The sequence below is a fragment of the Janthinobacterium paucivorans genome, from assembly GCF_051380805.1.
GTDB lineage: Bacteria > Pseudomonadota > Gammaproteobacteria > Burkholderiales > Burkholderiaceae_D > Janthinobacterium > Janthinobacterium lividum_D.
This window is the reverse complement of record NZ_JBNYXR010000012.1, coordinates 1-26306: the sequence shown is the minus strand read 5'-3', so window position 1 is coordinate 26306 and position 26306 is coordinate 1. Positions and strand designations below refer to the sequence as shown.

At 59.9% G+C, this 26306-nt stretch carries 25 protein-coding genes and 5 tRNA genes; 19 read left to right on the top strand and 11 right to left on the bottom strand.

Features of this window, described 5'->3' with window-relative positions:
- Window positions 1-94: 94 nt before the first annotated feature.
- A complete protein-coding gene (locus tag ACQ4V8_RS15110) occupies window positions 95-508 on the bottom strand; it encodes a winged helix-turn-helix transcriptional regulator (RefSeq protein WP_010396855.1) in 414 nt (137 codons plus the stop codon).
- A gap of 128 nt (window positions 509-636) precedes the next feature.
- On the opposite strand from ACQ4V8_RS15110, the gene ACQ4V8_RS15105 reads away from it, so the two are divergent.
- The gene (locus ACQ4V8_RS15105) at window positions 637-1488 is read left to right on the top strand and encodes an SDR family oxidoreductase (RefSeq protein ID WP_010396862.1); all 852 of its coding nucleotides are present in this window, start codon (window positions 637-639) and stop codon (window positions 1486-1488) included.
- A gap of 106 nt (window positions 1489-1594) precedes the next feature.
- Here ACQ4V8_RS15105 and ACQ4V8_RS15100 read toward each other — a convergent pair.
- The 3 genes from ACQ4V8_RS15100 to ACQ4V8_RS15090 all read right to left on the bottom strand — a co-directional run bounded on the left by ACQ4V8_RS15100 (window position 1595) and on the right by ACQ4V8_RS15090 (window position 2005).
- Window positions 1595-1679: transfer RNA gene (locus ACQ4V8_RS15100), tRNA-Leu, on the bottom strand.
- Window positions 1680-1762: 83 nt separating this feature from the next.
- Window positions 1763-1847 (bottom strand) — tRNA-Leu (locus ACQ4V8_RS15095).
- A 73-nt stretch (window positions 1848-1920) separates the two neighbouring features.
- Window positions 1921-2005 (bottom strand) — tRNA-Leu (locus ACQ4V8_RS15090).
- A gap of 141 nt (window positions 2006-2146) precedes the next feature.
- Here ACQ4V8_RS15090 and ACQ4V8_RS15085 point away from each other — a divergent pair.
- The gene (locus ACQ4V8_RS15085) at window positions 2147-2293 is read left to right on the top strand and encodes a hypothetical protein (protein WP_157998713.1); all 147 of its coding nucleotides are present in this window, start codon (window positions 2147-2149) and stop codon (window positions 2291-2293) included.
- Window positions 2294-2323: 30 nt separating this feature from the next.
- Here ACQ4V8_RS15085 and ACQ4V8_RS15080 read toward each other — a convergent pair.
- A tRNA-Leu gene (locus tag ACQ4V8_RS15080) sits at window positions 2324-2408 on the bottom strand.
- 425 nt (window positions 2409-2833) lie between these two features.
- On the opposite strand from ACQ4V8_RS15080, the gene rnr reads away from it, so the two are divergent.
- The 5 genes from rnr to udk all read left to right on the top strand — a co-directional run bounded on the left by rnr (window position 2834) and on the right by udk (window position 8568).
- Window positions 2834-5410 carry a ribonuclease R gene (rnr, locus tag ACQ4V8_RS15075; RefSeq protein WP_436571748.1) on the top strand — a complete coding sequence of 859 codons (2577 nt, stop codon included), beginning with the start codon at window positions 2834-2836 and terminating at the stop codon, window positions 5408-5410.
- 15 nt (window positions 5411-5425) lie between these two features.
- Entirely contained in the window at window positions 5426-6169 is a 744-nt protein-coding gene (gene rlmB, locus ACQ4V8_RS15070; protein ID WP_010396865.1) for a 23S rRNA (guanosine(2251)-2'-O)-methyltransferase RlmB, read from the top strand.
- A gap of 229 nt (window positions 6170-6398) precedes the next feature.
- A complete protein-coding gene (gene cysE, locus ACQ4V8_RS15065) occupies window positions 6399-7148 on the top strand; it encodes a serine O-acetyltransferase (protein ID WP_010396867.1) in 750 nt (249 codons plus the stop codon).
- Window positions 7149-7158: 10 nt separating this feature from the next.
- Window positions 7159-7857, top strand: a complete 699-nt coding sequence (locus ACQ4V8_RS15060) for a YceH family protein (protein ID WP_010396869.1) — start codon at window positions 7159-7161, stop codon at window positions 7855-7857.
- 66 nt (window positions 7858-7923) lie between these two features.
- A complete protein-coding gene (udk, locus tag ACQ4V8_RS15055; RefSeq protein ID WP_010396872.1) occupies window positions 7924-8568 on the top strand; it encodes a uridine kinase in 645 nt (214 codons plus the stop codon).
- A 355-nt stretch (window positions 8569-8923) separates the two neighbouring features.
- Here the strand turns inward: udk and ACQ4V8_RS15050 are convergent, their stop codons facing one another.
- From ACQ4V8_RS15050 to ACQ4V8_RS15025, 6 genes are all read right to left on the bottom strand, one after another.
- Window positions 8924-9925 carry a hypothetical protein gene (locus tag ACQ4V8_RS15050; RefSeq protein ID WP_010396874.1) on the bottom strand — a complete coding sequence of 334 codons (1002 nt, stop codon included), beginning with the start codon at window positions 9923-9925 and terminating at the stop codon, window positions 8924-8926.
- Window positions 9922-10794 carry an ABC transporter ATP-binding protein gene (locus ACQ4V8_RS15045; protein ID WP_010396876.1) on the bottom strand — a complete coding sequence of 291 codons (873 nt, stop codon included), beginning with the start codon at window positions 10792-10794 and terminating at the stop codon, window positions 9922-9924. Before ACQ4V8_RS15045 ends, ACQ4V8_RS15050 begins: the two co-directional genes overlap by 4 nt.
- Window positions 10791-11171, bottom strand: a complete 381-nt coding sequence (locus tag ACQ4V8_RS15040) for a GntR family transcriptional regulator (protein ID WP_010396878.1) — start codon at window positions 11169-11171, stop codon at window positions 10791-10793. Before ACQ4V8_RS15040 ends, ACQ4V8_RS15045 begins: the two co-directional genes overlap by 4 nt.
- Before the next feature lie 306 nt (window positions 11172-11477).
- Window positions 11478-12233, bottom strand: a complete 756-nt coding sequence (locus ACQ4V8_RS15035; protein WP_010396881.1) for a UDP-2,3-diacylglucosamine diphosphatase — start codon at window positions 12231-12233, stop codon at window positions 11478-11480.
- 216 nt (window positions 12234-12449) lie between these two features.
- Window positions 12450-12941, bottom strand: coding sequence for a peptidylprolyl isomerase (locus ACQ4V8_RS15030; RefSeq protein WP_070346992.1), 492 nt, complete (start codon window positions 12939-12941; stop codon window positions 12450-12452).
- 71 nt (window positions 12942-13012) lie between these two features.
- Window positions 13013-13651, bottom strand: a complete 639-nt coding sequence (locus ACQ4V8_RS15025) for a peptidylprolyl isomerase (RefSeq protein ID WP_010396885.1) — start codon at window positions 13649-13651, stop codon at window positions 13013-13015.
- Window positions 13652-13928: 277 nt separating this feature from the next.
- On the opposite strand from ACQ4V8_RS15025, the gene cysS reads away from it, so the two are divergent.
- From cysS to ACQ4V8_RS14965, 12 genes are all read left to right on the top strand, one after another.
- Window positions 13929-15326, top strand: a complete 1398-nt coding sequence (cysS, locus tag ACQ4V8_RS15020) for a cysteine--tRNA ligase (protein WP_010396887.1) — start codon at window positions 13929-13931, stop codon at window positions 15324-15326.
- On the top strand, window positions 15326-16036 hold the full coding sequence (locus tag ACQ4V8_RS15015) for a DNA-3-methyladenine glycosylase family protein (RefSeq protein WP_050855903.1): 711 nt from the start codon (window positions 15326-15328) through the stop codon (window positions 16034-16036). The genes cysS and ACQ4V8_RS15015 overlap by 1 nt, the downstream gene beginning before the upstream one ends.
- Window positions 16037-16090: 54 nt before the next feature.
- A complete protein-coding gene (locus ACQ4V8_RS15010; RefSeq protein WP_010396889.1) occupies window positions 16091-17065 on the top strand; it encodes an acetyl-CoA carboxylase carboxyltransferase subunit alpha in 975 nt (324 codons plus the stop codon).
- A 152-nt stretch (window positions 17066-17217) separates the two neighbouring features.
- Window positions 17218-18636 carry a tRNA lysidine(34) synthetase TilS gene (gene tilS, locus ACQ4V8_RS15005; RefSeq protein WP_436571747.1) on the top strand — a complete coding sequence of 473 codons (1419 nt, stop codon included), beginning with the start codon at window positions 17218-17220 and terminating at the stop codon, window positions 18634-18636.
- Window positions 18637-18833: 197 nt separating this feature from the next.
- Entirely contained in the window at window positions 18834-20081 is a 1248-nt protein-coding gene (locus ACQ4V8_RS15000) for an aspartate kinase (protein ID WP_010396891.1), read from the top strand.
- 110 nt (window positions 20082-20191) lie between these two features.
- A tRNA-Ser gene (locus tag ACQ4V8_RS14995) sits at window positions 20192-20284 on the top strand.
- Window positions 20285-20614: 330 nt separating this feature from the next.
- Window positions 20615-22207: a methyl-accepting chemotaxis protein gene (locus tag ACQ4V8_RS14990; protein ID WP_010396999.1), complete on the top strand. Its 1593-nt coding sequence runs from the start codon at window positions 20615-20617 to the stop codon at window positions 22205-22207.
- A 154-nt stretch (window positions 22208-22361) separates the two neighbouring features.
- Entirely contained in the window at window positions 22362-23114 is a 753-nt protein-coding gene (locus tag ACQ4V8_RS14985) for a DUF2325 domain-containing protein (protein ID WP_436571746.1), read from the top strand.
- Between the two features lie 193 nt (window positions 23115-23307).
- The gene (locus ACQ4V8_RS14980) at window positions 23308-23583 is read left to right on the top strand and encodes a metal/formaldehyde-sensitive transcriptional repressor (RefSeq protein WP_010397003.1); all 276 of its coding nucleotides are present in this window, start codon (window positions 23308-23310) and stop codon (window positions 23581-23583) included.
- A gap of 18 nt (window positions 23584-23601) precedes the next feature.
- On the top strand, window positions 23602-24579 hold the full coding sequence (dmeF, locus tag ACQ4V8_RS14975; RefSeq protein WP_010397005.1) for a CDF family Co(II)/Ni(II) efflux transporter DmeF: 978 nt from the start codon (window positions 23602-23604) through the stop codon (window positions 24577-24579).
- Window positions 24580-24670: 91 nt separating this feature from the next.
- On the top strand, window positions 24671-25012 hold the full coding sequence (locus ACQ4V8_RS14970; protein ID WP_010397006.1) for a zinc ribbon domain-containing protein YjdM: 342 nt from the start codon (window positions 24671-24673) through the stop codon (window positions 25010-25012).
- A 64-nt stretch (window positions 25013-25076) separates the two neighbouring features.
- Complete coding sequence (locus tag ACQ4V8_RS14965; protein WP_010397008.1) at window positions 25077-26105, top strand: RNA methyltransferase; 1029 nt, start codon at window positions 25077-25079, stop codon at window positions 26103-26105.
- Window positions 26106-26306: the final 201 nt, after the last annotated feature.

The window sequence follows — 26306 nt, the reverse complement described above, 5'->3', positions numbered from 1 at the left end:
TCGTGAGGTGTGAGGTTAGTATTACATCAAGGCAAGTCGGAGTAAACGACAATTCCTGGTAAGCCAAGGCAAGGCAAGGCAATGTCAGACGATGTTACGCCTTCTGTGATGCCAGTTCAGTGCGCGCCTGTTCGATACGCGCGTAATTATCCTCGATCCAGTCGACCAGCACGGCCAGCCGTTCGGCCGCCTCGCGTCCCAGCGGCGTGAGGCTGTATTCTACCTTGGGCGGTATCACCAGATACGCCTGGCGCAGCACGAAGCCGTCGCCTGCCAGCGCTTCCAGAGTTTGCGCCAGCATTTTTTCGCTGACCCCGCCCACTTCGCGGCGCAGTTCGCTGAAGCGCCGCGTGCCGCTTAGTAGCAATACCAGCACTAGCACGGCCCAGCGGCTGGTCAGGTGGCTGAGCACGACGCGCGACGGACAGGCCGCTGCGAGCAGTTGCGCGCCCTGGTTTTGCTCGGTGAGGGCGGCGCGCAGGCTGGCCCCTGGAGTGTCTGTGGACATGCTAGTTGGCCTTCAAGATGGGAGTGTGGTGGGCGTGTAAATTAATACTTACCAAAAGGTACGTACTTACAATAAGTAAGTAATAGTCCTATTATAGGGTCTTGTCATCCACTCTCCAAGGAAAAATCATGATCGTCATCACCGGTGCCACAGGTAATCTGGGCCAGCACGTCATCGCCAGCCTGCTCACGCGCGTACCTGCAGGGCACATCATCGCCGCCGTGCGCAACCCGGCCAAGGCCGCCAACCTGGCCGCACTGGGCGTGCAAGTGCGCCAGGCCGATTACAACGATGCTGCCAGCCTCGACGCGGCTTTCAAGGGCGCGACAAAAATCCTGCTCATTTCGTCGAGCGAAGTGGGCCAGCGCGCGCCGCAGCACCAGAATGTCGTCGACGCGGCCAAGCGGGCAGGCGTGTCTCTGCTCGCCTACACCAGCGTCTTGCGCGCCGACACGTCACCGCTGGGCCTGGCCGCCGAACACGTCATCACGGAAGCGGCTATCCGCGCCTCCGGCCTGCCTTACGCTTTCCTGCGCAACGGCTGGTATCTGGAAAATCACACGGAGCACCTGGCGCCCGTGCTTGAACATGGCGTGGTATTGGGTGCAGCGCAAGGCGGGCGTTTCTCGTCGGCCGCGCGCGCCGACTACGCCGCCGCCGCCGCTGCCGTGTTGACGGCGCCAGAGCCGCAAGCCATTTATGAACTGGCCGGCGACCAGGGCTTTACCCTGGCCGAGTACGCCGCTGAAGTGGCGCGTCAGTCGGGCAAGGCGATTGTCTACAAGGATATGGCGCAGGCCGACTTCAAGCTAGCCTTGCTTGGCGTGGGCGTGCCGGAAGGTTTTGCGCAGTTGCTGGCCGATTCCGACGCGGGCGCAGCCAAGGGGGCTCTGGAAGACAATGGGCAGCAATTGAGCGCGCTGATTGGTCGTCCGACGACTAGCCTGCTTGACGCCGTCAAGGCGGCGCTGGCGAAGTAAGGGAAATGCAGGGGCGCGGCCGCAGGAGAGGGTGGCCGCGTGGCATTCTGGAATGAAAAAAGCCGCAAACTCGTGAAAGTTTGCGGCTTTTTTGCGAATTAGGTAATGGTGCCCACGAAGGGACTCGAACCCCTACACCCGAAGGCACATGGACCTGAACCATGCGCGTCTACCAATTCCGCCACGTGGGCACTGATGCTGCTTATTGCTTATTACTATCTACTGCTGTCTCACTACTGTACTGCGGACTACAACGACAACATCTCGTTGCTGGTGGTGCCCACGAAGGGACTCGAACCCCTACACCCGAAGGCACATGGACCTGAACCATGCGCGTCTACCAATTCCGCCACGTGGGCATTATGCTGCTGACTGCTTTACTACTTTATCACTTTTTACTGCGGATCACAACGCTCAACAACGCGTTGCTGGTGGTGCCCACGAAGGGACTCGAACCCCTACACCCGAAGGCACATGGACCTGAACCATGCGCGTCTACCAATTCCGCCACGTGGGCAATGTTACTGCTTGCTACTCTTTATCGCTGCGTGTTCTGCAGCGAGGACAAAATCATAAGGGCTGGCGCGCATTCGGTCAATCAACATTTTGCACTTTTCTTCAAGAAACATATCTTTTCGCCTGAAAATGGCTGTTCCCTATGAAAAAAGGCAAGATGTGCCTCTTTTTTCAGCGCTTTTTCGTCAGGTTCCTTCCGTGGGGAGCGGGAGCGGCTGCCGACCTGCCGCAGTACGAGCGGCAGGCGGTGATTTGCGGCGCAGGAATGAAAAAAGCCGCAAACTCGTGAAAGTTTGCGGCTTTTTTGCGAATTAGGTAATGGTGCCCACGAAGGGACTCGAACCCCTACACCCGAAGGCACATGGACCTGAACCATGCGCGTCTACCAATTCCGCCACGTGGGCACTGATGCTGCTGTAACTCACTACTTTACTACTTTACTACTTTACTGCTTGCGTCATTGTTGCCAAATAAATTAGCAACAATTCTGCTATCATAGCGACTTGAAGAGTTTTGCGCCAGATGAGCTTTCGCTCCATACTGCACATCAACCCTGTACCGCTTCTCTTGTGACGCCACGCCGATAAAGGCGTTTTGCTGCAAGAGGGCTAGATTATAGAGCAATATTTGCCGAAGTCAAATGCATTGCGCAGTTTTTCCCCCTTTTTTCATTGGCGGGGCACTTGTTCGGTTTCCGCTACGCTGTCCGTTAGGCAAACTAAGGCGTCGTCCGGTACACTACCGGACATCACCGTGTCAATATTGACGGTGATGTCATCGGTCTTTGCATTCCGTTTGATCACTGTCAATAACAACTATAGAAATACTTTTGAGCCAAAATACCCACACCATCCCCAGCCGGGAGGACATTCTCGGCATATTCCGCAGCGTCAACGCGCCTCTCGACCCGCAGTCTCTGGGGAAAACGCTGCAAGTGCATGCCGATTCCATGGATGTCCTGGTCCGTCGCCTGAAGGCGATGGAGCGTGACGGCCAGCTGAAGTCTGATGCCAGCGGCGTATTCTGCCTGGCCGACCAGAGTGCGCTTGTCGCCGGTCGCGTCACCAGCCACCGCGATGGCTTCGGTTTCGTCATTCCCGACGACGCCAGCGCCGACCTGTTCTTGCCTGAAAAAGAAATGCAGAAAGTCTTGCACGGCGATAAGGTCATGGCCCGCATCGTCGGCACGGACCGTCGCGGTCGCCCGGAAGGCACGATCGTGGAAGTCACTTACCGCGCCAATACCCACGTGATCGGTCGTTTGATCCAGGAAAACGGCACCTGGGTCGTGGCGCCGGAAGACCAGCGCATCGGCCAGGACATCCTGGTGACCGGTTCGGTGGGCAAGGCGAAGGCCGGCCAGATTGTCAGCGTCGAGTTGACCGAACAGCCGATGCGCTTCAAGCAGCCGGTCGGCAAGATCGTTGAAGTGCTCGGTGCACTCGACGATCCCGGCATGGAAATTGAAATTGCCGTGCGCAAATTCAACGTGCCACACATCTTTTCCGCCACTGCCTTGAAACAGGCGGAAAAACTGCCGTTCGAAGTGCGTGCCGCCGACTTGAAAGAGCGTGTCGACCTGCGCGACGTGCCATTGGTGACCATCGATGGCGAAGATGCGCGCGATTTCGACGATGCCGTGTATTGCGAACCCGTCAAGATCGGCCGCGCCAACTGCTTCCGCCTGATCGTGGCCATTGCCGATGTCAGCCATTACGTGAAGCCGAACGACGCGCTCGACGTCGACGCGCTCGAACGCAGCACGTCCGTCTACTTCCCGCGCCGCGTGATCCCGATGCTGCCGGAAAAGCTGTCGAATGGCTTGTGCTCGCTGAACCCGGCCGTCGACCGTCTGACCCTCGTCTGCGACGCCGTCGTCAGCGACAAGGGCGAATTGAAGGCCTACCAGTTCTACCCGGCCGTGATCCATTCTGCCGCGCGCCTCACGTATGATGAAGTCGCTGCCGTGCTGGGCAATACCAAGGGACCCGAAGCGGCACGCCGCGCCGACATCCTGCCGCACCTGCAAAACCTGGAAACTGTGTATCGCGCCTTGCTGAAAGCACGCACGCAGCGCGGCGCCATCGATTTCGAGACGACGGAAACGTACATCGTCTGCAATAGTGCCGGCAAGATCGAAAAGATCATCCCCCGCACGCGCAATGAAGCGCACAAGATTATCGAAGAGTGCATGCTGGCAGCGAACGTCTGTGCCGCTGATTTGTTGCTGCGCAACAAGCATCCTGGCACTTACCGCATCCACGCCAGCCCGACCAAGGAAAAGCTCACGCAAGTGCGCACCTTCCTGAAACAGGTAGGCTTGAACTTGACGGGTGGCGACACGCCATCGGCATCGGATTACCAGACGCTGATGCAGCAGATCAAGCTGCGTCCCGACGCGGCCCTGTTGCAAACGATGCTGCTGCGTTCGATGCAGCAAGCCGTCTATAGCCCGGACAATATCGGCCACTTTGGCCTGGCCTATGAGGCGTACGCCCACTTCACCAGCCCGATCCGTCGCTATCCCGACTTGCTCACGCACCGCGCCATCAAGGCTATTTTGCAAGGCAAGAAATACGAGCCCAAGCTGTCCGATAAGGTCGTGTTGAACACCAACGTCTCGAACGCCACGCGCAAGCAGCAGGCCAAGGACAAGGCCGACGGCAAGCCGAAGAAGACCGATCTGACCATCTGGGACGCGCTCGGTGTGCATTGCTCCGCCAACGAGCGCCGTGCCGATGAAGCGTCGCGCGACGTGGAAGCGTGGCTGAAATGCTACTTCATGCAAGACAAGCTGGGCGAGGAATTCACGGGCACCATCACGGGCGTGACCACCTTCGGCGTGTTCGTGCAGCTCGACACCCTGTTTGTCGAAGGCTTGGTGCACGTCACCGAGCTGGGCACCGACTACTTCCAGTACGACGATGCGCGCCATGAATTGCGCGGCGAACGCACGGGCAAGCGCTTCCAGCTGACGGACCGCTTGACGGTACAAGTGGCGCGTGTCGATCTGGAGACACGCAAGATCGACCTGCGTCTGGTGACCGATGCGGAACTGGCGGGCGAAGAAGCGCCAGCCAAAGCGAGCGGTGGCGGCAAGCGCAAGGGCGAGAAGAAATCGATGCACAAGCCAGGTCCAGTGACCGAACAGCGCCACGAGGTCAAGGCCGTCGTCAACAACGGCGGCAAGGCTGGCAATGGCTCCGGCGGCCGTGCCAATGGCGCCCAGGCGCCAGTCCAGCCTGCTGCCAAGGCGCAAGCCAAGGCGGCGCCGAAGGAAGCCCCTAAGGTGGCAGCCCCCAAGGCAGCGGCGCCCAAGCGTAGCAAAAAACCTGTTGCGGCCCCCGCCGCAGCGGCACCACGTGCAGCAAAAACTGTATCAAAAACAAGCAAAAGCAAGCGATAAAAGAAGCGATAACACATGAAGAATAAAATGATTTTCGGCTTCCATGCCGTCACCTCGCGCCTGCGTCACGAAGCGTCGTCCGTGGAAGAAATTTTTGTCGATGCCAGCCGCGTCGACGGCCGCATGAAAGACATGATTGCTGCCGCCAAGGCTGCCAACGTGCGCGTCATGCCGGTTGACTCCTCGCGTCTGGACAAGATCGTCGGCACGCGCCGTCACCAGGGCGTAATCGCCTTTGCGTCGCAGCTGTCGCTGGCGCGCAATCTCGATGAGCTGCTCGACGCCATCGACGGCCCGCCACTGCTGTTGATACTCGACGGCATTACCGACCCGCACAACCTGGGCGCCTGCCTGCGCGTGGCCGACGGCGTCGGCGCACATGCCGTCATCGTGCCGAAGGACCGCGCCGTGGGCTTGAATACCACGGCCGCCAAGGTCGCCAGTGGCGCCGCCGAAACCGTCCCGTACATCACCGTGACGAACCTGGCGCGTACCATGCGTGAACTCAAGGACCGCGGCATCTGGCTGATCGGTACCTCGGACGATGGCGAAAAAGGCCTGTACGAAGCCGATTTCACGGGCCCGACCGCGCTGGTCATGGGTTCCGAAGGCGAAGGCATGCGCCGTTTGACGCGCGACACCTGCGACATCCTCGTCAGCATCCCGATGTTCGGCTCCGTCGAGAGCCTGAACGTGTCGGTGGCCTCCGGTGTGTGCTTGTATGAAGCGCGCCGCCAGCGTATTGCGCTGGAGCCATAACAAGCGGCCAAGTCTTCAGCGTGCCATTTGCTTGAGCTATTTTTACCCCAAAAGCAAATCCTGGGGTCGTACCCTCAGGGTACGACCCCGGCACTTTCGCCGTTGGGTTGAGTGCATTTGATCAGCCGCCGCCCTTGAGGCGGCGCTTGTTTATCTGCCTCCCCGGCAGCGCACCGCCGAATACGCTACCATTTGCGTCTTGTCTCTTATCTATTCAGAAATCCGTCTTATGTTCCACCACCTGCGCGAAGATATCAACAGCATCATAGAACGTGACCCCGCCGCCCGCAATGGCTGGGAGGTGATGACCTGTTATCCGGGCTTGCACGCCATCGTCATGCATGGCTGGGCAAACTGGTGCTGGACGCGCCACATGAAGTGGGTGGGGCGCTTCATTTCCTACATCGCGCGCATCATCACGGGTATTGAAATCCACCCGGGCGCTGTCATCGGCCGGCGCGTCTTCATCGACCATGGCTTCGGCGTGGTGATCGGCGAGACAGCCGTCGTCGGCGACGACTGCACCATTTACCAGGGCGTGACCCTGGGCGGCACCTCGCTGCACAGCGGCGCCAAGCGCCATCCGACCCTGCAGCGTGGCGTCATCGTGGGCGCCGGCGCCCAGGTGCTGGGCAGCTTCACCGTAGGCGAGTATGCCAAGGTGGGCTCGAACGCCGTGCTGCTGAAAGCCGTGCCGTCCGGCGCCACGGCTGTTGGCAACCCGGCACACATCGTGCAAAAGGATGTCAGTGCCTTGCGCGAGGGCAGCACGGCGCACCTGTTTGCCGCGTATGGCGTGACGCCCAACGGCGACGATCCCCTGTCGAAGGCGCTGCAAGGATTGATCACGCATGCCGTGGCACAGGAGCAGCGCATCGAAACCATCGTCGCCACGCTGAAGGCGGCGGGCATCTGCTGCCAGGGCGTGCCCGATTGTGATAAATTCGATTCCGAGCAAATGAACAAGCTGGTTGATTAAGGAAACAGGCATGACTACAGACGCAAATGCAGCAGAAAAGAGTAGTGACAATCCGAATTTGCTCGACCCCTTCGAGATCCGCGTGCTGGCCGTGCTGGCTGAAAAGGAAGCGCTGACGCCGGACAGCTACCCGCTGTCCCTGAATGCCCTGACGAACGGCTGCAACCAGCTGTCCAGCCGCGACCCCGTCATGGTCTTGTCCGAGGAAACCGTGTACGACGTGCTGCAGCGCTTGATGCAGCGTAAATTCGTCAACGGCATCACGCAGGCAGGTGCACGGGTCGCCAAGTATGAACACCGCATGCGCATCAAGTGGTCGCTGGAACAGGACAAGCTGGCCATCCTGACGATATTGATGCTGCGTGGTTTGCAAACGGCGGGCGAGATTCGCAGCCGCAGTGGCCGCGTGCATGAGTTCAAGTCGGTGGCGGAAGTGGAGTCCGGCCTGCAATTTTTGATCGACAAATATCCGCCGCTGGTGGCCAGGCTGGCGGTCGCTCCCGGCGCCAAGGAGCCGCGCTATGGCCACTTGCTGGGCGGCGAAGAGGCGCTGGCGCAGATCGAGACGGCGGCCGGTTTTGCCGGCGCAGTCAGCGCGCCGCAGCAGGGCAGCCGGGTCGCCCAGCTGGAACAGGAAGTGCTGCAATTGCGCAGCGACTTCGATGGCCTGGCAGCGCAGTTCGAGGCCTTTCGCAAGCAATTCGAATAGCAGTCCTTCACGCCTGGCTTTTAGCCGCTCCCTGTCAGTTCGAGCGCGTTTCCGGTATCATTGGGCATGAATAAGATTTCTTTCCAACCGTTTGTTATTGGTGTCGCTGGCGGTAGCGGCAGTGGCAAGTCCACCGTATCCCAGCAAGTACTGGCGTCCTTTGGTGCCGACATGGTCTCGGTCGTGATGCAGGACGATTACTACCGCGACCAGACACACCTCACCCCAGAAGTTCGCCGCCAGCAGAATTACGACCATCCGCAGGCGTTCGAGTGGTCATTGCTGGTGCAGCACATCCAGTCTTTGCGTAACGGCGTCGCCATCGAGATGCCCGAGTACGACTTCACACTGCATAACCGCTCCAGCAGGACTATTCTAGTCAAGCCGGCCCCGGTGATCGTGGTCGAGGGCTTGTTTGCCTTGTACGACGCCAACTTGCGCGACATGATGTCGCTGAAGATTTTCGTCGATACCGCTTCTGACGTGCGCTTCATCCGCCGCATGCAACGCGATATTACCGAGCGCGGCCGTTCGGTAGAGAGCGTCACCGAGCAGTATCTGGAAACCGTACGCCCGATGCACAAGCAATTCATCGAGCCCACCAAGCGCAATGCCGATGTCATTTTGCCGCATGGCGCCAATGGTCCTGCGGTCGATATGATTACCGCCAAGGTGGCCAGTGTTATCGGCCAGTTGCAGCGGGCCACTTGAAGCAGCGCTCTCCTTGCTTAACCGCTCCCTCATCGACTCCGACAAGGTTGCGGTGATCGCTTCTGCCGATCAGCTTGCGCCCGCCGGTGTTGGTAAATAACTACTTTTTCAGGCGACTGAACCGGTCCAATATGCAAAAACGCCCCGACGGACGGTAATGCCGTTCAGTTAGTGTGTAGTGATGCTATTTTTAGCCCAAGAACTAGGACAGGGGTCGGACCCTGAGGGTCCGACCCCAGCTCTTGGCCTCTGGGGTTGGCGAATTTACTGGCGCTCATAAATCACGCCAAAACCCTTAACTGAACGGTATTATCGACGGACGGGGCGTTTTTGAGCGTGCGGGTATCGTGCGCTGTCAGCCTTCCTCGCGCCAGCGGCGCAGGCCGATGGCCGCGTATATCATCGCCGCGCCGGCCACCGCACCCAGCCAGACGGCTGGCAAGGCCAGGCTGGACCAGGAATTGCTAAAGACATCGATGCGTGTCATGTGCGATCCCCCTGCTGCCATGGCGTACATCTGCGGTAGCAGTTGCGGCTCGAACATATACCAGCTGCCGGGCAGGGTGCCCAGCAGGGCGCGTCCGAAGACAGGCAGCTGTACCCAGCTAAGTTCGTTTTCCGTCTGCGTCAGCTTGCCTACCCAGGCTGTCAAAATGAGCAATAGCAGCGGCACGCCGACGGCCCACAGGAAGACTTTTGATTTGGCCCAGCTCGATATCATCAGCAGCCAGCCGACCGTCGGCAAGGCCCACAGGCAATACACGGGCAGCAAGCCGAACACGCGCAGCGGTCCCAGGTACAGACCGGGAGAACCTAGCAGTTCGGCAAACACGTCGATGCCGTTGGCCGCCAGCACGCCGCTCAGCAGCAAAATCAGGGCCAGCGAGGTCAGGCTGGCGGCGGCAGCCACGATCAGTGGTGCGACCAGCAGGGCGATGGCCACTTTTGACAGCACCGTCTGCGCATCCGAGATGGGCAGCGATTTCCAGAACAGCACGCTGCGGTCGCGGCGGTCGTCATGCAAGGCGCTCAGGCAATAGAAGAACACCAGCAAACCCAGCGCCAGGAACAGCGGCGCGGCCGCGTAGGTATAGTTGTTGGCGACGGCGTCGATGATTTCCGTACGGCGCGGAGCGAAGCTGCGGGTATTGAAGATGGTGCTCCAGGAAATTTCCTCGCCATTGACCACCAGCGCCGTGCGCATTTTGGTCTTTGCGACCGTCGCAGCCGCCATCACGGCACCGAGCACCGTCATGACGACGCCGATCAGGGCCGGGGTCCACACCAGCATGCCCTTGTGTTCCCATAATTCACGCCGGAGCAGCCATTGCAGCTTGTTTGCAGGGGAAATATTCATTGGTACGATCCTTTCATGGTCGCGACAAACAGATCAGCCAAGCTAGGCGTGCGTACTTCGCCCAGGGCCGCCAGTTGGGTGCGGTCAACGCCGTCGAACAGCATCACCGATTTGCCGAACACGCTGCGTTCGCTGATCGGCTGCAGCGCGCGCGCCGGATTGACGTGCTGCGGGCCCACCATCACCTCGATGTAGCGCTCGCCGACCTCTTCCATGGTCGAAGCGAGCACGATCTTGCCGTCGCGAATGAACATCAGGTCGCTGAGGATGTGTTCCACTTCCTCGATCTGGTGCGTGGTGATGACGATGGTCTTGTTCTCATCGAAATAGTCTTCCAGCAGGTTCTGGTAAAACTGCTTGCGGTACAAAATGTCCAGGCCCAGCGTGGGCTCGTCGAGCACCAGCAGTTTGGCGTCGATGGCCATGACCAGCGCCAGGTGCAGCTGCACCACCATGCCCTTGGACATGGCCTTGACCTTCATCTTTGGCGTCAGCTTGGTGTGGGCCAGGTAGCGTTCGGCCTTGCTGCGGTCGAAACGTGGATGCACGCCGGCAACGAAATCGATGGCGTCGGCCACCCGCAGCCAGCCCGGCAGGATGGCCACGTCGGCGATGAAGCACACGTCGTCCATCAGCGCGTCGCGCTGCACGCGCGGATCGCGCCCCAGCACCGACAAGTCGCCATCGAAGCCCGTCAAGCCGAGGATGGCCTTGAGCGTGGTGGTCTTGCCGGAACCGTTAGGCCCGATCAAGCCGACGATCCGCCCTGGCGCGATATCGAAGCTGATGCTATCGAGGGCTACCTGTTTGCCGTACTGCTTGCGCAGGCCGCGCGCGCTGATGACACTATCGTTGTTCAATGCATTCATGCGTTCTCTCCAGGTGCGCCGCTGTCGCGGCTCGCTTGCAGCAGTCGATCGAGGTCCAGCCCCAGTTGCGTGATGCGTTCGAGCATCGCCGGCCATTCTTCGCGCAGGAAGCGCTCGCGTTCACTGGCCAGCAATTTGTCGCGGGCGCCTTCCAAGACATACATACCGAGTCCTCTGCGTTTTTCCACCAGGCCATCGTCGACCAGCTCCTGGTAGGCGCGCGAGACCGTGATGGGATTCAATTGATAATCGGCCGCCACCTGGCGCACCGAAGGCAGGGCGTCGCCCGATTGCAGCATGCCATCGAGCATCATGCCCACCACCCTGGCCTTGAGTTGGCGGTAGATGGGGCTATTGTCGTTCCATTGCGCGCTCATGGAATGCGCTCCGATATGGGTGGCGCGGGGCGGGGAGTAAAAAGTACTGTCGGCATGCAAGCTCCGTGATGTATTGAGTTGGTGTTGTAGTTAACTATAACACTAAGAATTAAAAAATCAACACATATTTTTGCGCCAGTTGCCTGGCCATACGCTGCAGATGGCTGCCATCGGGGAGCAAGTGACTGGCGGCGTGGAGATGTGCCAGCCGGCCGTGCCGAGGTGATCAGTATGGACGTCGCCATGACGGTTAGCCCAGGCAAACGCGGCTACCGAACAAATGCCCGTGCGCCAGTCAGCGCTGGTCTAGCCGATGATATCGCCGTTCAAGCCATGGCGCATGATGTTGCCGCGGGTATCGATGGCAATCCAGCCGCCGCGCGGCTGTTCCTGCGCCGCGACGTCGCACTCCCAGTCGGGCAAGACATAGCGCACGGTATTGCCAACTTGATGCAGGGCCGGGCGGTGCGTATGGCCGTGTATCATCACGCTGCTGTCGTGTTCGGCAAATACTTGTGCGATGGCGTCGGGCGTGACATCCATGATGAGCATGGATTTTTCGCCATTGTGCTCGCGGCTGCTTTTGCGCAAACCGGCGATGATGGCCTTGCGCTGTGCCAGCGGCATGGACAGGAACTGTTTTTGCCAGGCGCTCTGGCGCACCATGGCGCGAAACTCCATGTATTGCAGGTCTTGCGTGCATTCGGCGTCGCCATGCAGCAAGACGATGCGCTGGCCGGCAATCGTGGCCACGTGCGGTTCCTCGAGCAGGGTGGCGCCAGCGGCGGCGGCAAAGCCGGAGCCGACGAGAAAGTCGCGGTTGCCAGCGATCCAGTAGACGCGCACGCCAGCATCGCTGACGGCGCGGATGGCTGCCGTCATGCGCGCATTGAACGGGTCTTCCAGGTCATCGTCGCCGGCCCAGTATTCGAACAGGTCGCCCAATAGATACAGCGCTTGCGCATATTGCGCATGGCGTTCCAGGAAAGAAAGAAAGGCCGCGCTGGTGCGCGGGTGCGAGCTCTGCAGATGCAGGTCGGAAATAAAGAGTGCGGCAGGCATTGTCATCGTTCAACGCTCCCGTAATGAAGGGATTGCTTGGTTGCGAGACGCATGATTACTGCCCGGTTTGGTTGGTGTATTGAATGAATTGCCGAAGGTGGCTCTGAAAACCGTAGCGAGCAGGCCCAATGCCGGGTCGAGTAGCGGAGCTGTACTTGAGTACAGCGGGCAACGGAAACCCGGCAGTGGGCTGAGCAATAGGTTTGCAGGCCTACCTTATGCTGCTTCGACTTTCTCGATGATGACGTCCGTTACTGGCACGTCGGCGAACATGCCGGTGCGCGAGGTTTTTACGGCGCGGATGGCGTCGACGACTTCCTTGCCGTCGGTGACTTTGCCGAACACGGCGTAGCCCCAGCCGTCCTGGCCTGGATAGTCGAGGAAGCTGTTGTTCTTGATGTTGATGAAGAACTGTGCCGATGCCGAGTGCGGGTCCGACGTGCGGGCCATGGCCAGCGTGTAGGTATCGTTTTTCAGACCGTTCTTGGCTTCGTTTTCCACGGTGGTGTCGGCTGGCTTTTGTTTCATGCCTGGCTCGAAACCGCCGCCCTGGATCATGAAGCCGTCGATGACACGGTGGAAAATCGTGTTGTCGTAGTGACCGGCTTGCATGTAAGCGAGGAAGTTGGCAACCGTTTTCGGTGCTTTCTCGGCGTCCAGTTCAGCGGTGATCTTGCCCAGATTGGTGGTGATGATAACGGATGTCATGATGATCCTTAATGAATTGGATGAAGAATGATTCGACGGCCCCCATGGTTCAGGGCCGTAAAAACGCTATTTTACAGTTTTGCGGGCGCAGATTTGAGTAAAGTCGCCGATTCGATCACCACGGGGGTGACAGGCACGTTCTGATGCGGTCCCTTGTCGGCAACGGGCACGGCCTTGATCTTGTCGACTACGTCCATGCCACTGACGACTTTGCCGAATACCGTATAGCCGAAACCGTCGCGGCCCGGATAGTCGAGCGCGCCGTTGTCATTGACGTTGATGAAGAATTGCGAGGTGGCCGAATGCGGGTCGCCCGTGCGCGCCATGGCGATGCTGTAGGTGACGTTTTGCAAGCCGTTTTGCGCTTCATTTTTGATCGGCGCTTTCGCCGCTTTCTGCTTCATGTTCTTCTCGAAGCCGCCACCCTGTATCATGAAGCCGTCGATGACGCGGTGAAACACGGTGCCCTTGTAATATCCGCTTTTCACGTACTGTAAGAAATTTGCCACGCTGTGTGGCGCTTTTTCCTGGTTCAGTTCCAGCACGATCTCGCCCAGGCTGGTTTTCAGGCTGACGTGCGGCGCCGAGGCGGGGGCAGCCGCAGGGCTTGCAGGCGCGGCTGCCACGACGGCGCTGCCCAGGGTGAGGCCGGCAAACACGGTGCAAAAGCGGGCCAGGAAAGACAGGCGTTTCGATTTAATTTCTTGCATGAAGGTGTCCTTGATCGTTATTTTTCTCTAAACTTGCTGTCGTGCTAAAGAAATGAGTTTCGGTTCAACATCGTAAAAACCTGATTCATATCGGGCCAGTATGGTTTTTATCAATGTTATACTTGAACGCTAACGCCCTAATTCTAACAAACAAGAACAACACTACAGCGGCTCGACCAGCCTTGGCGCACACGGCAGTTCAGTGGCGCGGCACCCCCGGTGTCCGCGCCTGTCTGTCGTTTCCCCAGGCTGGCGGTCGTTCCACTTGCAAAGTACGATGAGCAATCTAAAGATTTACAACACCCTGGCTCGCGAGAAGCAGGTATTCGTCCCGATGGAAGTCGGCAAGGTACGCATGTACGTCTGCGGCATGACCATCTACGATTATTGCCATATCGGCCATGCGCGCATGATGATGGCGTTCGACGTCATCTATCGCTGGCTGAAAGCTTCCGGTTTCGACGTCACCTATGTGCGCAACATTACGGACATCGACGACAAGATCATCCGTCGCGCCGTGGAAAACGGCGAGACGATTTCCCAGCTGACGACGCGTTTCACCCGCTACATGGATGAAGACACGGCCGCGCTGGGCATTCTGACGCCCGATCATACGCCGCGCGCTACCGAGTACGTGCCGCAGATGGTGCGCCTGATCGAGCAGCTCGAAGCGAAGGGCCTGGCTTACCAGGGGGGCGATGGCGACGTCAATTACGCCGTGCGCAACTTTCCCGGCTACGGCAAGCTGTCGGGCAAGTCGCCCGATGACTTGCGCGCCGGCGAGCGCGTCGACGTCAATACGGGCAAGCGCGATCCGCTCGACTTCGTGCTGTGGAAGTCGGCTAAGGAGTCGGAGCCGGAAGAAGTCAAATGGGACACGAAGTGGGGCCGCGGCCGCCCGGGCTGGCATATCGAGTGTTCGGCCATGTCCTGCGCCCTGCTCGGTGAGCAGTTCGACATCCACGGCGGTGGCGCGGACTTGCAATTCCCGCACCATGAAAATGAAATCGCCCAATCCGAAGGCGCGTTCGGCCATGCCAGCGTGAATTACTGGATACACAACGGTTTCGTGCGCCTGGACAATGAAAAAATGTCCAAGTCGCTCGGCAATTTCTTTACCATCCGCGAAGTGCTGCAAAAGTTCGATGCCGAAGTGATCCGCTTCTTCATCCTGCGCGCGCACTACCGCAGCCCCCTCAATTACTCGGACGTGCATCTGGACGACGCGCGCCTGTCGCTGACGCGTTTGTACACGGCGCTGTCCGATGTGGTGGTGGAAGAGGGCGCCATCGACTGGAACGAAGCGCATGCAGCCCGCGTCGCCGAGGCGATGAATGACGATTTCAATACGCCACTGGCCGTCGCTGCCCTGTTTGATCTGGCAACGGAAGTCAATAAGAGCAAATCGCCGGCCCTGGCGCGTCAATTGAAGGGTCTGGCGAGCGTGTTTGGCTTGCTCGAGCGCACGCCGCAGCAATTCCTGCAAGCGACTGTCGGCGCTGCCGCTGGCGGCGAAGATGCGTCAGCCGGCATCGAAGCGGCCATCGCGGCGCGCAGTGCGGCGAAAAAAGCGCGCGACTTCGCCCAGTCCGACAAGATCCGTGCCGAACTGTTGGCCGCTGGCATCATTCTCGAAGACAAGCCTGACGGCTCGACCAACTGGCGCCGCGCATGATGCCAACGTCCAGGGAAAACGGGGAAGCACCCAAGGTGACGAATTCGGCGCAGGTGATCCAGGTGCCGCACTATTGGGAAGAGGCGAAGATCGAGCTGATGAAGCGCGACCGCATCATGAAAAAGCTCATCCCGCAATTTGGCGACCTGCACCTGGTCGGCCATAGCGACCCGTTTACCACCCTGGCCCGTTCGCTGGTGGGCCAGCAGATCACGCCCAAGGCGGCCGATGCCGCCTGGAAAAAGCTGCTGGCCGCTTGCCCCAAATGCACGCCCTCACAAGTGTTGAAGGCGGGCGCCGAGCAACTGTCCGCCTGCGGCTTGTCCAAACGCAAGACCGAATACATCCTCGACCTGGCCGACCATTTCAAGGCCAAGCGCGTGCACGCCAGCCAGTGGGACCAGATGGATGACGAAGCCGTCATCGCCGAACTGGTGCAGATCCGCGGCATCGGCCGCTGGACAGCCGAGATGTTTTTGATATTTAATCTGCTCCGGCCGAATGTCTTGCCGCTCGACGATCCCGGTTTGATCCAGGGTATCAGCGTCAATTATTTCTCCGGCGAACCTGTTTCCCGCAGCGATGCGCGCGAAGTTTCCGCCAATTGGGAACCGTGGCGCACCGTGGCGACGTGGTATTTGTGGCGCAGTCTCGACCCTGCTGCCGCACCCGATGCAGCCCCCGGCGCAGCAGCCGGTACGGTAAAATAATCATAGATGAGGCCGCGCGCGCTGGCGCCGTGGCCGGTAAAACCTGGAGGTACAATGACTAAAACGACTTTCCTCAATTTTGAACAGCCGATCGCGGAACTCGATTCCAAGATCGAAGAGTTGCGCTTCGTGCAAGACGATTCGGCCGTCGATATCTCGGAAGAGATCGACCGTCTGGCCAAGAAGAGCCAGCAGCTAACCAAAGATATCTACGCCAAGCTGACGCCCTGGCAAGTGGCGCAGATCGCGCGCCACCCGCAGCGCCCCTACACCATGGATTACGTGAATGAAATCTTCACCGATTTCCACGAATTGCATGGCGACCGCAGCTACGCCGACGATTTGTCGGTGGTAGGCGGCCTGGCACGCTTCAACGGTCAGCCGTGCATGGTCATCGGCCACCAGAAGGGGCGCGACACGAAAGAGCGCGCTCTGCGCAATTTCGGCATGCCCAAGCCGGAAGGCTACCGCAAGGCCATGCGCCTGATGAAAGTGGCTGAAAAATTCAATCTGCCCATCTTCACCTTCGTCGACACGCCAGGCGCCTTCCCCGGCATCGACGCGGAAGAGCGCGGCCAGTCGGAAGCCATCGGCCATAACCTGTACGTGATGGCCGAGCTGAAAGTGCCGCTGATCGCCACCATCATCGGTGAAGGCGGTTCCGGCGGCGCGCTGGCCATCGCCGTGGGCGATGCCGTGCTGATGCTGCAATACTCGACCTATGCCGTGATTTCGCCGGAAGGCTGCGCCTCCATCCTGTGGAAGAGCGCCGAGCGCGCCTCCGACGCGGCCGAAGCGCTGGGCTTGACGGCGCACCGCCTGAAAGCCATGGGCCTGATCGACAAGATCATCAATGAACCGCTGGGCGGCGCCCACCGCGATCCGAAGCAAATGGCGACCTTGCTGAAACGCGCACTGGCCGACACCCTGCGCCAGTTCCATGGCATGAAAACCAAGGACTTGCTGGCCGCGCGTCATGAAAAACTGCTGAGCTACGGCAAGTTCAAGGAAACCACGCCGAGCGAGTAAATTATGTAAGCCCAACGGCAGAGTCTGGGGTCAGACCTTAAGGTCTGACCCCGGCTTTTCAAGGTCTTGGGTTGAGACAACACCAGGGACAGTCCGCTAAACGACACCATCCGTTTAGCAGCCTGTCCCTCTTTGCATTCCTGGAGTCCTGATTGAAAAAGCAACAAACCGCCACCGTCGCCGATATCTTTGCCTGCGCGCTGGACGCCTGCGCACCGCCAGTTGGCAGTGCTGTCGGCATCGCCCTTAGCGGCGGCCTCGATTCCGCAGCCCTGTTGCACTTGGCACATGCCTGGGCGCAGGGACGGTCCGTGACCCTGCACGCGTTTCACGTACACCACGGCCTGAGCCCGAATGCGGATGCGTGGCTGGCCCACTGCGAGCAAACATGCGCCGACCTCGGCGTACCCTTTGAGGCGCGCCGTGTGACCCTGGAAAAAAATGCCAAGACAGGCACGGAAGAGGCCGCCCGCAAGCGCCGTTACGCAGCCTTGGGCGAACTGTGCGCCGTGCACGGCGTGCGTCTGCTGCTGACGGCCCATCATCAGGATGACCAGGCTGAAACGGTGCTGCTGCAATTGCTGCGCGGCTCCGGTACGGCGGGTCTGTCGGGCATGGATGGCGCCAACAGCGCGCCCGAGCTGCTGGGTAATCCGGATCTGGTGATGGCGCGCCCTTTACTTTCCGTGGCGCGCAAGGAGCTCGAAGCGTATGTGGGGCAACATGGCGTCGCCCACATTTACGACGAATCGAACGATGACCCCCGCTTTGCCCGCAATGCTTTGCGGCACCAGGTGATGCCCGTGCTGGCGCAAGCCTTTCCCGGTTTCCAGGAGCGTTTCGCCCGCAGCGCCCAGCACGCGCAATCGGCGCAGCGCCTGCTGGCGGAACTGGCGACGCAGGATCTGGCCGCTTGCCTGGACGACGATTGCATCACACTGGCGACATTGCGTGAATTGAGCGCAGACCGATGCTACAACTTGCTGCGTCACTGGTTCGGCACGCGTGGCTTGCGCATGCCATCGACGGCCTGGCTGGCGCAAATGCTGGCGCAATTGCTCGAAGCGCGGCCCGATGCGCAATTGCTGGTGACGCATCCTCAATGCCATGTGCGGCGTCACCGCGATCGTTTGTACCTGACGCCCAAGCTCGATGATCTCGCTGGCATGCGTGACAAGAGCGACGCGAACATCCCCGGCCTGGAAAAAGCCAGTCAGCAATTTACCTGGCGCGGCGAGGCCAGCCTGGCCTTTCCCGCGTATGGCGGCGTGCTGCATTTCGATGTGCTGGCAGCCGGTGAGCAGGGCATTGATATTGCCTGGTTGCAAGCTCAAACCTTGACGATCGACTTCCGCCAAGGTGGCGAGCGCCTGAAACTGGCCCTGAACCGCCCCACCAAGAGCTTGAAATACCACTATCAGGCGTTTGGCGTGCCCGCCTGGGAGCGTGAACGTCTGCCCCTTGTATGTGCGGCGCAACAATTGTTGTATGCGGCCGGTATCGGTCTCGATTGCCATTGTTTGAGCTTGCTGGAGCGGCCGCGCGTAGCCCTGCGCTGGCTCCCCTGCTGAGCGTAAGGGCAGCCGCTACGGCCACTCTCGGGGGGGGCAGGCAAGTGGCTGTCCATGCGCTCCCGACTGCATGGATTGCTTATTTCCTTATGCGTAAACGGTATGAGCTCATGCGCTTTTTAGCTTGTTATTTTGCATTGCGGCATGTAGAGTAAAGCCCTCCTTTTTTATTCTTCTTGAGCGGAAACTTCACTCTTATGGCTTTAATCGTCCACAAATATGGCGGTACGTCGATGGGCTCGACTGACCGTATCAAGAATGTCGCCAAGCGCGTTGCCAAGTGGCACGACGCGGGGCATCAAATCGTGGTGGTGCCATCTGCCATGTCGGGCGAAACCAACCGCCTGATTGGACTGGCCAAGGAAATCATGGATCAACCCGATCCGCGTGAACTTGACATGATCGCCTCGACAGGCGAACAAGTGTCTGTCGGCCTATTGTCGATGGCACTGCTGGCGATCGGCAAACAAGCCGTATCCTATGCTGGCTGGCAAGTCGCGATCAAGACCGATTCCGCCTTTACCAAAGCACGCATCCAGTCGATCGATGACGAAAAAGTCAAGCGCGACCTCGATGCGGGCAAGATTGTCATTATTACCGGTTTCCAGGGCGTCGACGAACACGACAACATCGCGACCCTGGGCCGCGGCGGTTCGGACACGTCGGCAGTGGCCATCGCCGCTGCCATGAAGGCGGCCGAATGCCTGATCTTCACGGACGTCGACGGCGTCTATACGACCGATCCGCGCGTGGTCTCCGAGGCGCGCCGCTTGAAGACCATCACCTTTGAAGAAATGCTGGAACTGGCTTCGCTCGGTTCCAAAGTGCTGCAAACGCGTTCGGTGGAATTTGCCGGCAATTACCGCGTTCCCACGCGCGTGCTGTCGTCGCTGACCGACCCGATGTTGCCGCTGGAAATAGAAGCCAATTCAGGCACCCTGATTTCGTTTGAGGAAGATACAAACATGGAACAAGCAGTCATCTCCGGCATCGCCTTCAACCGCGATGAAGCCAAAATCACCGTGCTTGGCGTGCCCGACCGCCCAGGCGTGGCGTATCACATCCTGGGGCCGGTGGCGGACGCAAATATCGAAGTCGACATGATCATACAGAATCAGTCGGTCGACGGTAAAACGGACTTCACCTTCACCGTCTCGCGCGGCGAGTACCCGCGCGCGCTGGCCGTGCTGGAAGCGAACAGCGTATCGCTGGGCGCGACGAGCATCACGGGCGACGCGAAAGTGTCGAAATTGTCCGTAGTCGGCGTGGGCATGCGCAGCCATGTTGGCGTTGCCTCGCAAATGTTCCGTACCCTGTCGGAAGAGGGCATCAACATCATGATGATCTCCACTTCCGAAATCAAGATCTCCGTACTGATCGATGAAAAGTACATGGAGCTGGCCGTGCGCGCGCTGCATAAAGCGTTCGAGCTGGAAAAAGCTTAAATTTCCAAAAATATTGCTCCACGCCCTTGACCAAAGGGGGGGCAGTCGATATTATGACGTTCGTCGCTGCAGCGCAGTTAGCTACAGAGACATAGTTGAGTAATCAACTAGGAGACGTGGCCGAGTGGCCGAAGGCACATCCCTGCTAAGGATGCATACGGCTTATACCTGTATCGTGGGTTCGAATCCCACCGTCTCCGCCAGTATTTTGAAAAAGCCCCTCTAGAGGGGCTTTTTCTTTTTCCTCTACCCACATCTCTACCCCCATTAGTTTTTTGCCGACGGCGCGCGCGCATGCGCGAAAATTTTTCCCGGTGCTTGGCAGTAATATCGACTGCTTGGTAGCGGCGTAGCAAATACACCGGGCTCGGCAGCACCTGTCCCCTGCAGTCATTCTTTTTTTGCCTGACTCTCCCCAAGCTTCTTTAAAAATTGCATAATCAACAAATGCTGCGCAGAAACTTCATTCTGACCAGTGCGGCATATGCCAACGGCATTGTGGGCATGGTCCGGATTACGAAGGGAATACGCAAATGCAGCTACTTCGCCAATTAAAACTGTCGCACAGGCTGGCCTTGTTGGTCGCCATTTTTTCGCTGGGCCTGATCGTGTATGGCGGCTTGTCGCTGCGCGTACTCGGCGAATTGAAAGTCAATGGGCCCGTGTACCAGCGTATTGTGCAGGGCAAGGACCTGGTGGCCGATGTGCTGCCGCCGCCCGAATACATCCTCGAATCCTATTTGGTGGCCTTTCAGCTGATGGCGTCCGAAGACCGGGCGGCGCAAGACAAATTGGTCGAGCGCCTGCAGGTCTTGAAGGGCGAATACGACACGCGCCATCAGTTCTGGCGTGGCCAAGATCTCGATACCGACATCGCCGATGCCTTGCTGGCGCAGTCGCATGCCCCTGCAGTGGCATTCTATGAAACGGCATTCACGCGCTTCATCCCGGCGCTGCGGGCTGCGGACAAGGCCGCTGTGGCCAGTGCCATGAGCGCCATGAGCGCCAACTACGACGCCCATCTGGTGGCCATCAACCGGGTCGTCGACCTTACCAGCAAGCGTTCGGGCGCGTTTGAGACCCAGTCGGCCGATAGGGCGCGCTCGGCGACGGTGCTGCTGGCGGGCTTGCTGCTGGCATTGCTGGGCGTCAGTATCGCCGGCGCCGTCTTGATCAGCCGTAGCATTACCGGTCCTTTGCAGCAGGCGCTGCGGGCTGCCCAGATGGTGGCGGCCGGCGACCTGACCAATCGCGTCGACAAGCTCTATGGTGATGAGCCTGGTCAATTGCTGCAGGCGCTCGAAGCGATGAATGGCAGCCTGTCGCGCACCGTGGGGCAGGTGCGCAGCAGCACGCAAAGCATCACTGTTGCTTCGCGCGAAATTGCGGCCGGTAATTTCGATCTGTCCTCGCGCACGGAGGCGCAAGCGAGCTCGCTGGAAGAAACGGCTTCTGCGATGAAGGAGTTGACCAGCACGGTCAAACAGAATGCCGACAATGCCAGGCAGGCCAATGAGCTGGTGCTGTCGGCGTCGCAATTTGCCGTGCAGGGCGGGCAGGTGGTCGAGCGCGTGGTCGATACGATGGGTGCCATCAATGCCAGCTCGCGCAAGATCGTCGATATTGTCGATGTGATCGACAGCATCGCTTTCCAGACGAATATCCTGGCCTTGAATGCGGCTGTGGAGGCGGCCAGGGCGGGCGAACAAGGACGCGGTTTCGCCGTCGTCGCCAGCGAAGTGCGCAACCTGGCACAACGTTCGGCTAGCGCCGCGCGCGAAATCAAGGCCATGATCAGCGATTCGGTCGACCGCGTTGATGCGGGCAGCAAGCTGGTAGACGAGGCGGGTGCGACGATGGACAAGATAGTGACATCCGTCAAGCGGGTGGTCGACCTGATGAGTGAAATCGCCGCCGCCAGCCAGGAGCAGAGCCTGGGTATCGAACAGGTCAACCAGGCCATCACGCAGATGGATGAGGTCACGCAGCAGAACGCCGCCTTGGTCGAGGAGGCGGCGGCCGCTGCCGGCAGCCTGGAAGAGCAAGCTGCCAGCCTGGTGCGCGAAGTGGGGGTGTTCAAGCTCCTCGCGGGCGTCACTGCAGGCGTGCCTGCCACGCCTGCGTAGATGCTCGGGCTGGCGGCGCTTTGGCGCGCGGACCGCTGAAGCGGCTTGCTTGTTGCAAGCGGCCAGCGCGCGCATCATGTTTGCACATGTGCAGACAAATGGTAATGATTCTCATTTATAATTCATGTCTTATGGATAGCGACGCGCTGGCGCCATGGCGCCACTGCTGGTGAAGGAGGGCATGATGGGCAGTGTGTATGGCAATGAGGATCTGATCGCGCATGAACATCGCGTGTTGATGGGCGAGTATGGGCGGGCCCAGGCCCGTTGCAGTGCACAGCTGGCCGCGCAGGCGGCCCGCATCGCGCAGCTGGAGTCGGCATTGATGCGTGCGCGGGTACAGGTGGTGATCCGCGATACGCAGCTGGCGCTGGCACGTGATGAACTGGCCGAGCTGGCGGCCAGCATGCCGGGCTTGCCGACGCGCGCCAGGCTGGCCCGCCGGGTCGAGTGGCTCGGCGACAGGGTGCAAGACTTGATGCGCGAGTTGCTGCGCCTGCAGTGGCTGCCCGTGCCAGGCTTGCAAGCCGATCTGCGCGAAAAAGCCGTGCTGTACGTGGGCAGCTATTTTAGCCAGGATACGGGTCAGGCTATGGGCCAGGCTATGCGCCAGGATATGGGCCAGGCTACGGGCGCTGCCCATATGGCGCAGCATGCCGTCGAGCAGGCCGGCGGGCGCTTTCTCCATCATGCGGGCGGCGACGCTGGTGCCGACGATGCCGCGGCCCTGGAAGCTGGCCTGGTGGCGGCCGACCTGGTGATTTGCCAGACCGGCTGCGTCAGCCATGATGCCTATTGGCGCGTGCATGACCATTGCAAGCGCACGGGCAAGCAGTGCGTGCTGCTGGACCAGCCGCACACCGTGCATGCCATACATTTTGTGCGCAAGCAGTCACTGCTGGCGTGAGGCTTGACGAAGCTGCCACTGGCTTGGTCGTTGAACTCGATGTTGTGTCGGCTTGGGGTGCTTTGATTGCAGGAATGGGGCTGTTGCATGACAAGTCGCACATCGCTCCCGATGTGCGGCTTTTTTTACGCCTTGTCCTTGTTCCGTGCTCTCTGATAGTATACCCCCCTATAGTATTTATTCGGGTGAAATCATGGGCCATACGGCGCACAACAAGACCAAGCTGCTCAATCGCGTGAAGCGCATCCGCGGCCAGGTGGAAGGCTTGGAGCGGGGCCTGGAAGAGGGCCGCGACTGCGGCGAAGTACTGCAGTTGATCGCCGCCGTGCGCGGCGCCGTCAATGGCCTGATGGCCGAAGTCATCGAAGAGCACTTGCGCGAGCACGTGGCCAGTCCCGACCTTGCCGGCGACGAGCGCACCAGGGGCGCCGACGACATCGCCGCCATCCTGCGCACCTACCTCAAATAATCGATCAAAGAGACCAGCATGAAACTGCAACATATCGAGGAAGACCTGTCAGCCTGGCAGCACGAACACGTTTTTGGCGGGACCAGCGACAAGGCAGAACGCCGCGCGCGCATCGTCATGTGGATCACCTTGGCCACCATGGTGCTGGAAATCGTCGCCGGCTGGTGGTACAACTCCATGGCCCTGCTGGCCGATGGCTGGCATATGAGTTCGCACGCGCTGGCCATCGGCCTGGCCGCGTTTGCGTATGCGGCGGCGCGCCGCTATGCGCGCGATCCCCGCTTCGCCTTCGGCACGTGGAAGATCGAGGTGCTGGCCGGCTACACCAGCGCCATCGTGCTGCTGGGCGTCGCCGTGCTGATGGTGGCGGCCTCCGTCGAGCGCCTGTTGTCGCCGCAGCCCATCCATTATCCGCAAGCGATGGCGGTGGCGGCCTTCGGCCTGGTGGTCAACCTGGTGTGTGCGCTGATCCTCGGCGGCCATCACGAGCATGAGCATCAACACGGTCACGATCACCACGATCACCACGGTCACGATCATCATGATCGGCATGGTCACGGCGAAGACCTGAACATGAAAGCCGCTTACATCCACGTGCTGGCCGATGCCGCCACGTCCGTGCTGGCCCTCGTCGCGCTGGGCGGTGCGTGGGCTTACGGCTGGCGCTGGCTCGATCCCGTGATGGGCATTGTCGGTGCCGTGCTGGTGGCGCTGTGGGCGAAAAAGCTGATGCACGAGACGGGCAAGGTCTTGCTGGACCGCGAGATGGACCATCCCGTGGTGGATGAAATCCGTGCAGCGGTGGAAGTGGAAAGCGCCGGCGATACGCCGCGCATCGTCGACTTGCACGTGTGGCGGGTGGGCAAGCAGTTGTACTCGTGCGCCTTGTCCGTGCTCAGCGGCGACCCTGCGCTGACAGCTGCCGCGCTGCGCGCGCGCATCGGCATCCACGAGGAAATTGTCCACAGCACCATCGAGATTATTCGCCGTCCTTGATAATGATGGCGAAAAAAGCGCGCTGATGCAGGGTGTAGGCAGTATACTGTCGGCTTTTACAGCACGCGCTGTTCACCAGACAGAGAAAAAAATGAGCACATTACCACCATGCCCGCAATGCAAATCCGAATTCACGTACGAAGACGGCAGCCAGTTGATCTGCCCTGAATGCGCGCATGAATGGTCGGCCACGGCAGGCGATGCCGTGGAGGAGGGCGCCAAGGTGTACCGCGATTCGGCCGGCAACATCTTGCAAGATGGCGACACGGTCAGCGTCATCAAGGACTTGAAATTGAAGGGCGGCGGCGGTGTCGTCAAGATGGGCACCAAGGTCAAGAATATCCGCCTGGTCGATAGCGACCACGATATCGACTGCAAGATCGATGGCTTCGGTTCCATGAGCCTGAAGACGGAGTTCGTCAAGAAGGTGTAACGCTTTTACCCTTAACACGGCGCGCTGGCTTCATTGCTGCGCGCCGTTTTTTCATTGAGAATCCATGCAAATCGACCATCTCCGTCAGCGCCTGCGCGCCTTGGGCGCCAAGCCCTTGCACGAACAGCGCGTGCTGCGCGACTGGATACAGGCGCAGCCGCACGACCAGGGCCGGCGCCGCGCCGAGGATTTCCTGCCGCTGCCCGTGCGCGAGGCCTTGCCTGCGCTGGACCTCGAATTGCAGGGCATGCTGAAACTGCTCAGCACTCATCCGGGCGCGGACGGTTCGGCGCGCCTGCTGGTGGGGCTGCACGATGGCCAGACGGTGGAAAGCGTGCTGCTGCCACGCGACGGCCTGTGCGTGTCGAGCCAGGTGGGCTGCGCCGTCGGCTGCCAGTTCTGCATGACGGGTCGCGACGGCTTGATCCGGCAAGTCACCAGCGGCGAGATCGTCGCGCAGGTGGTATTGGCGCGTACCCTGCGCCGCGTGAAAAAAGTCGTCTTCATGGGCATGGGCGAACCGGCGCATAATTTGAACAATGTGATGGAAGCGATTGAATTGCTGGGCACCGAAGGCAATATCGGCCACAAGAATCTGGTGTTTTCCACGGTGGGCGACCCGCGCGCGTTCGAGCGCCTGCCGCAAGGGCGCGTCAAGCCGGCGCTGGCGCTGTCGCTGCACACCACCAAGCCGGAACTGCGCGAGCAGCTGCTGCCGCGCGCGCCCAAATTATCTCCGCGCGAATTGGTGGCGTTTGGTGACGCGTATGCGCGTCTGACGGGCTACCCGGTGCAGTATCAATGGACCTTGATGGAAGGCGTGAACGATGGCGAGGACGAGATGGACGGCATCGTGGCGCTGTTGCAGGGCAAGTATGCCGTGCTCAATATGATCCCGTATAACACCATCGACGACTTGCCGTTCAAGCGTCCGAGCTGGGAAAAGGCGCACGCCATTGCCGCTGCCCTGCACGCGCGCGGCGTGCTGACCAAATTGCGCGATTCGGCCGGCCAGGACGTCGAGGGCGGCTGCGGACAGTTGCGCGCCCGCGCCGCGAAGGGGAAGAAAGTGATCGAGATACACGCAGCGTAAAACCGGGGTCAGCGGCGTAGGTCGGATTAGCGGGAACCGCGTAATCCGGCATTGCGAGGCCAACAATGGTGTCGGATGACGCTCCGCTAATCCGACCTTGTATTATTCCCTTCATGCCGTTCGTGATATTGCGAACGGTATCGACCGCTGTCAAAATCTTGGTAGGCATATCAAGACCGGGTAACTGGATGCTGTATCCGC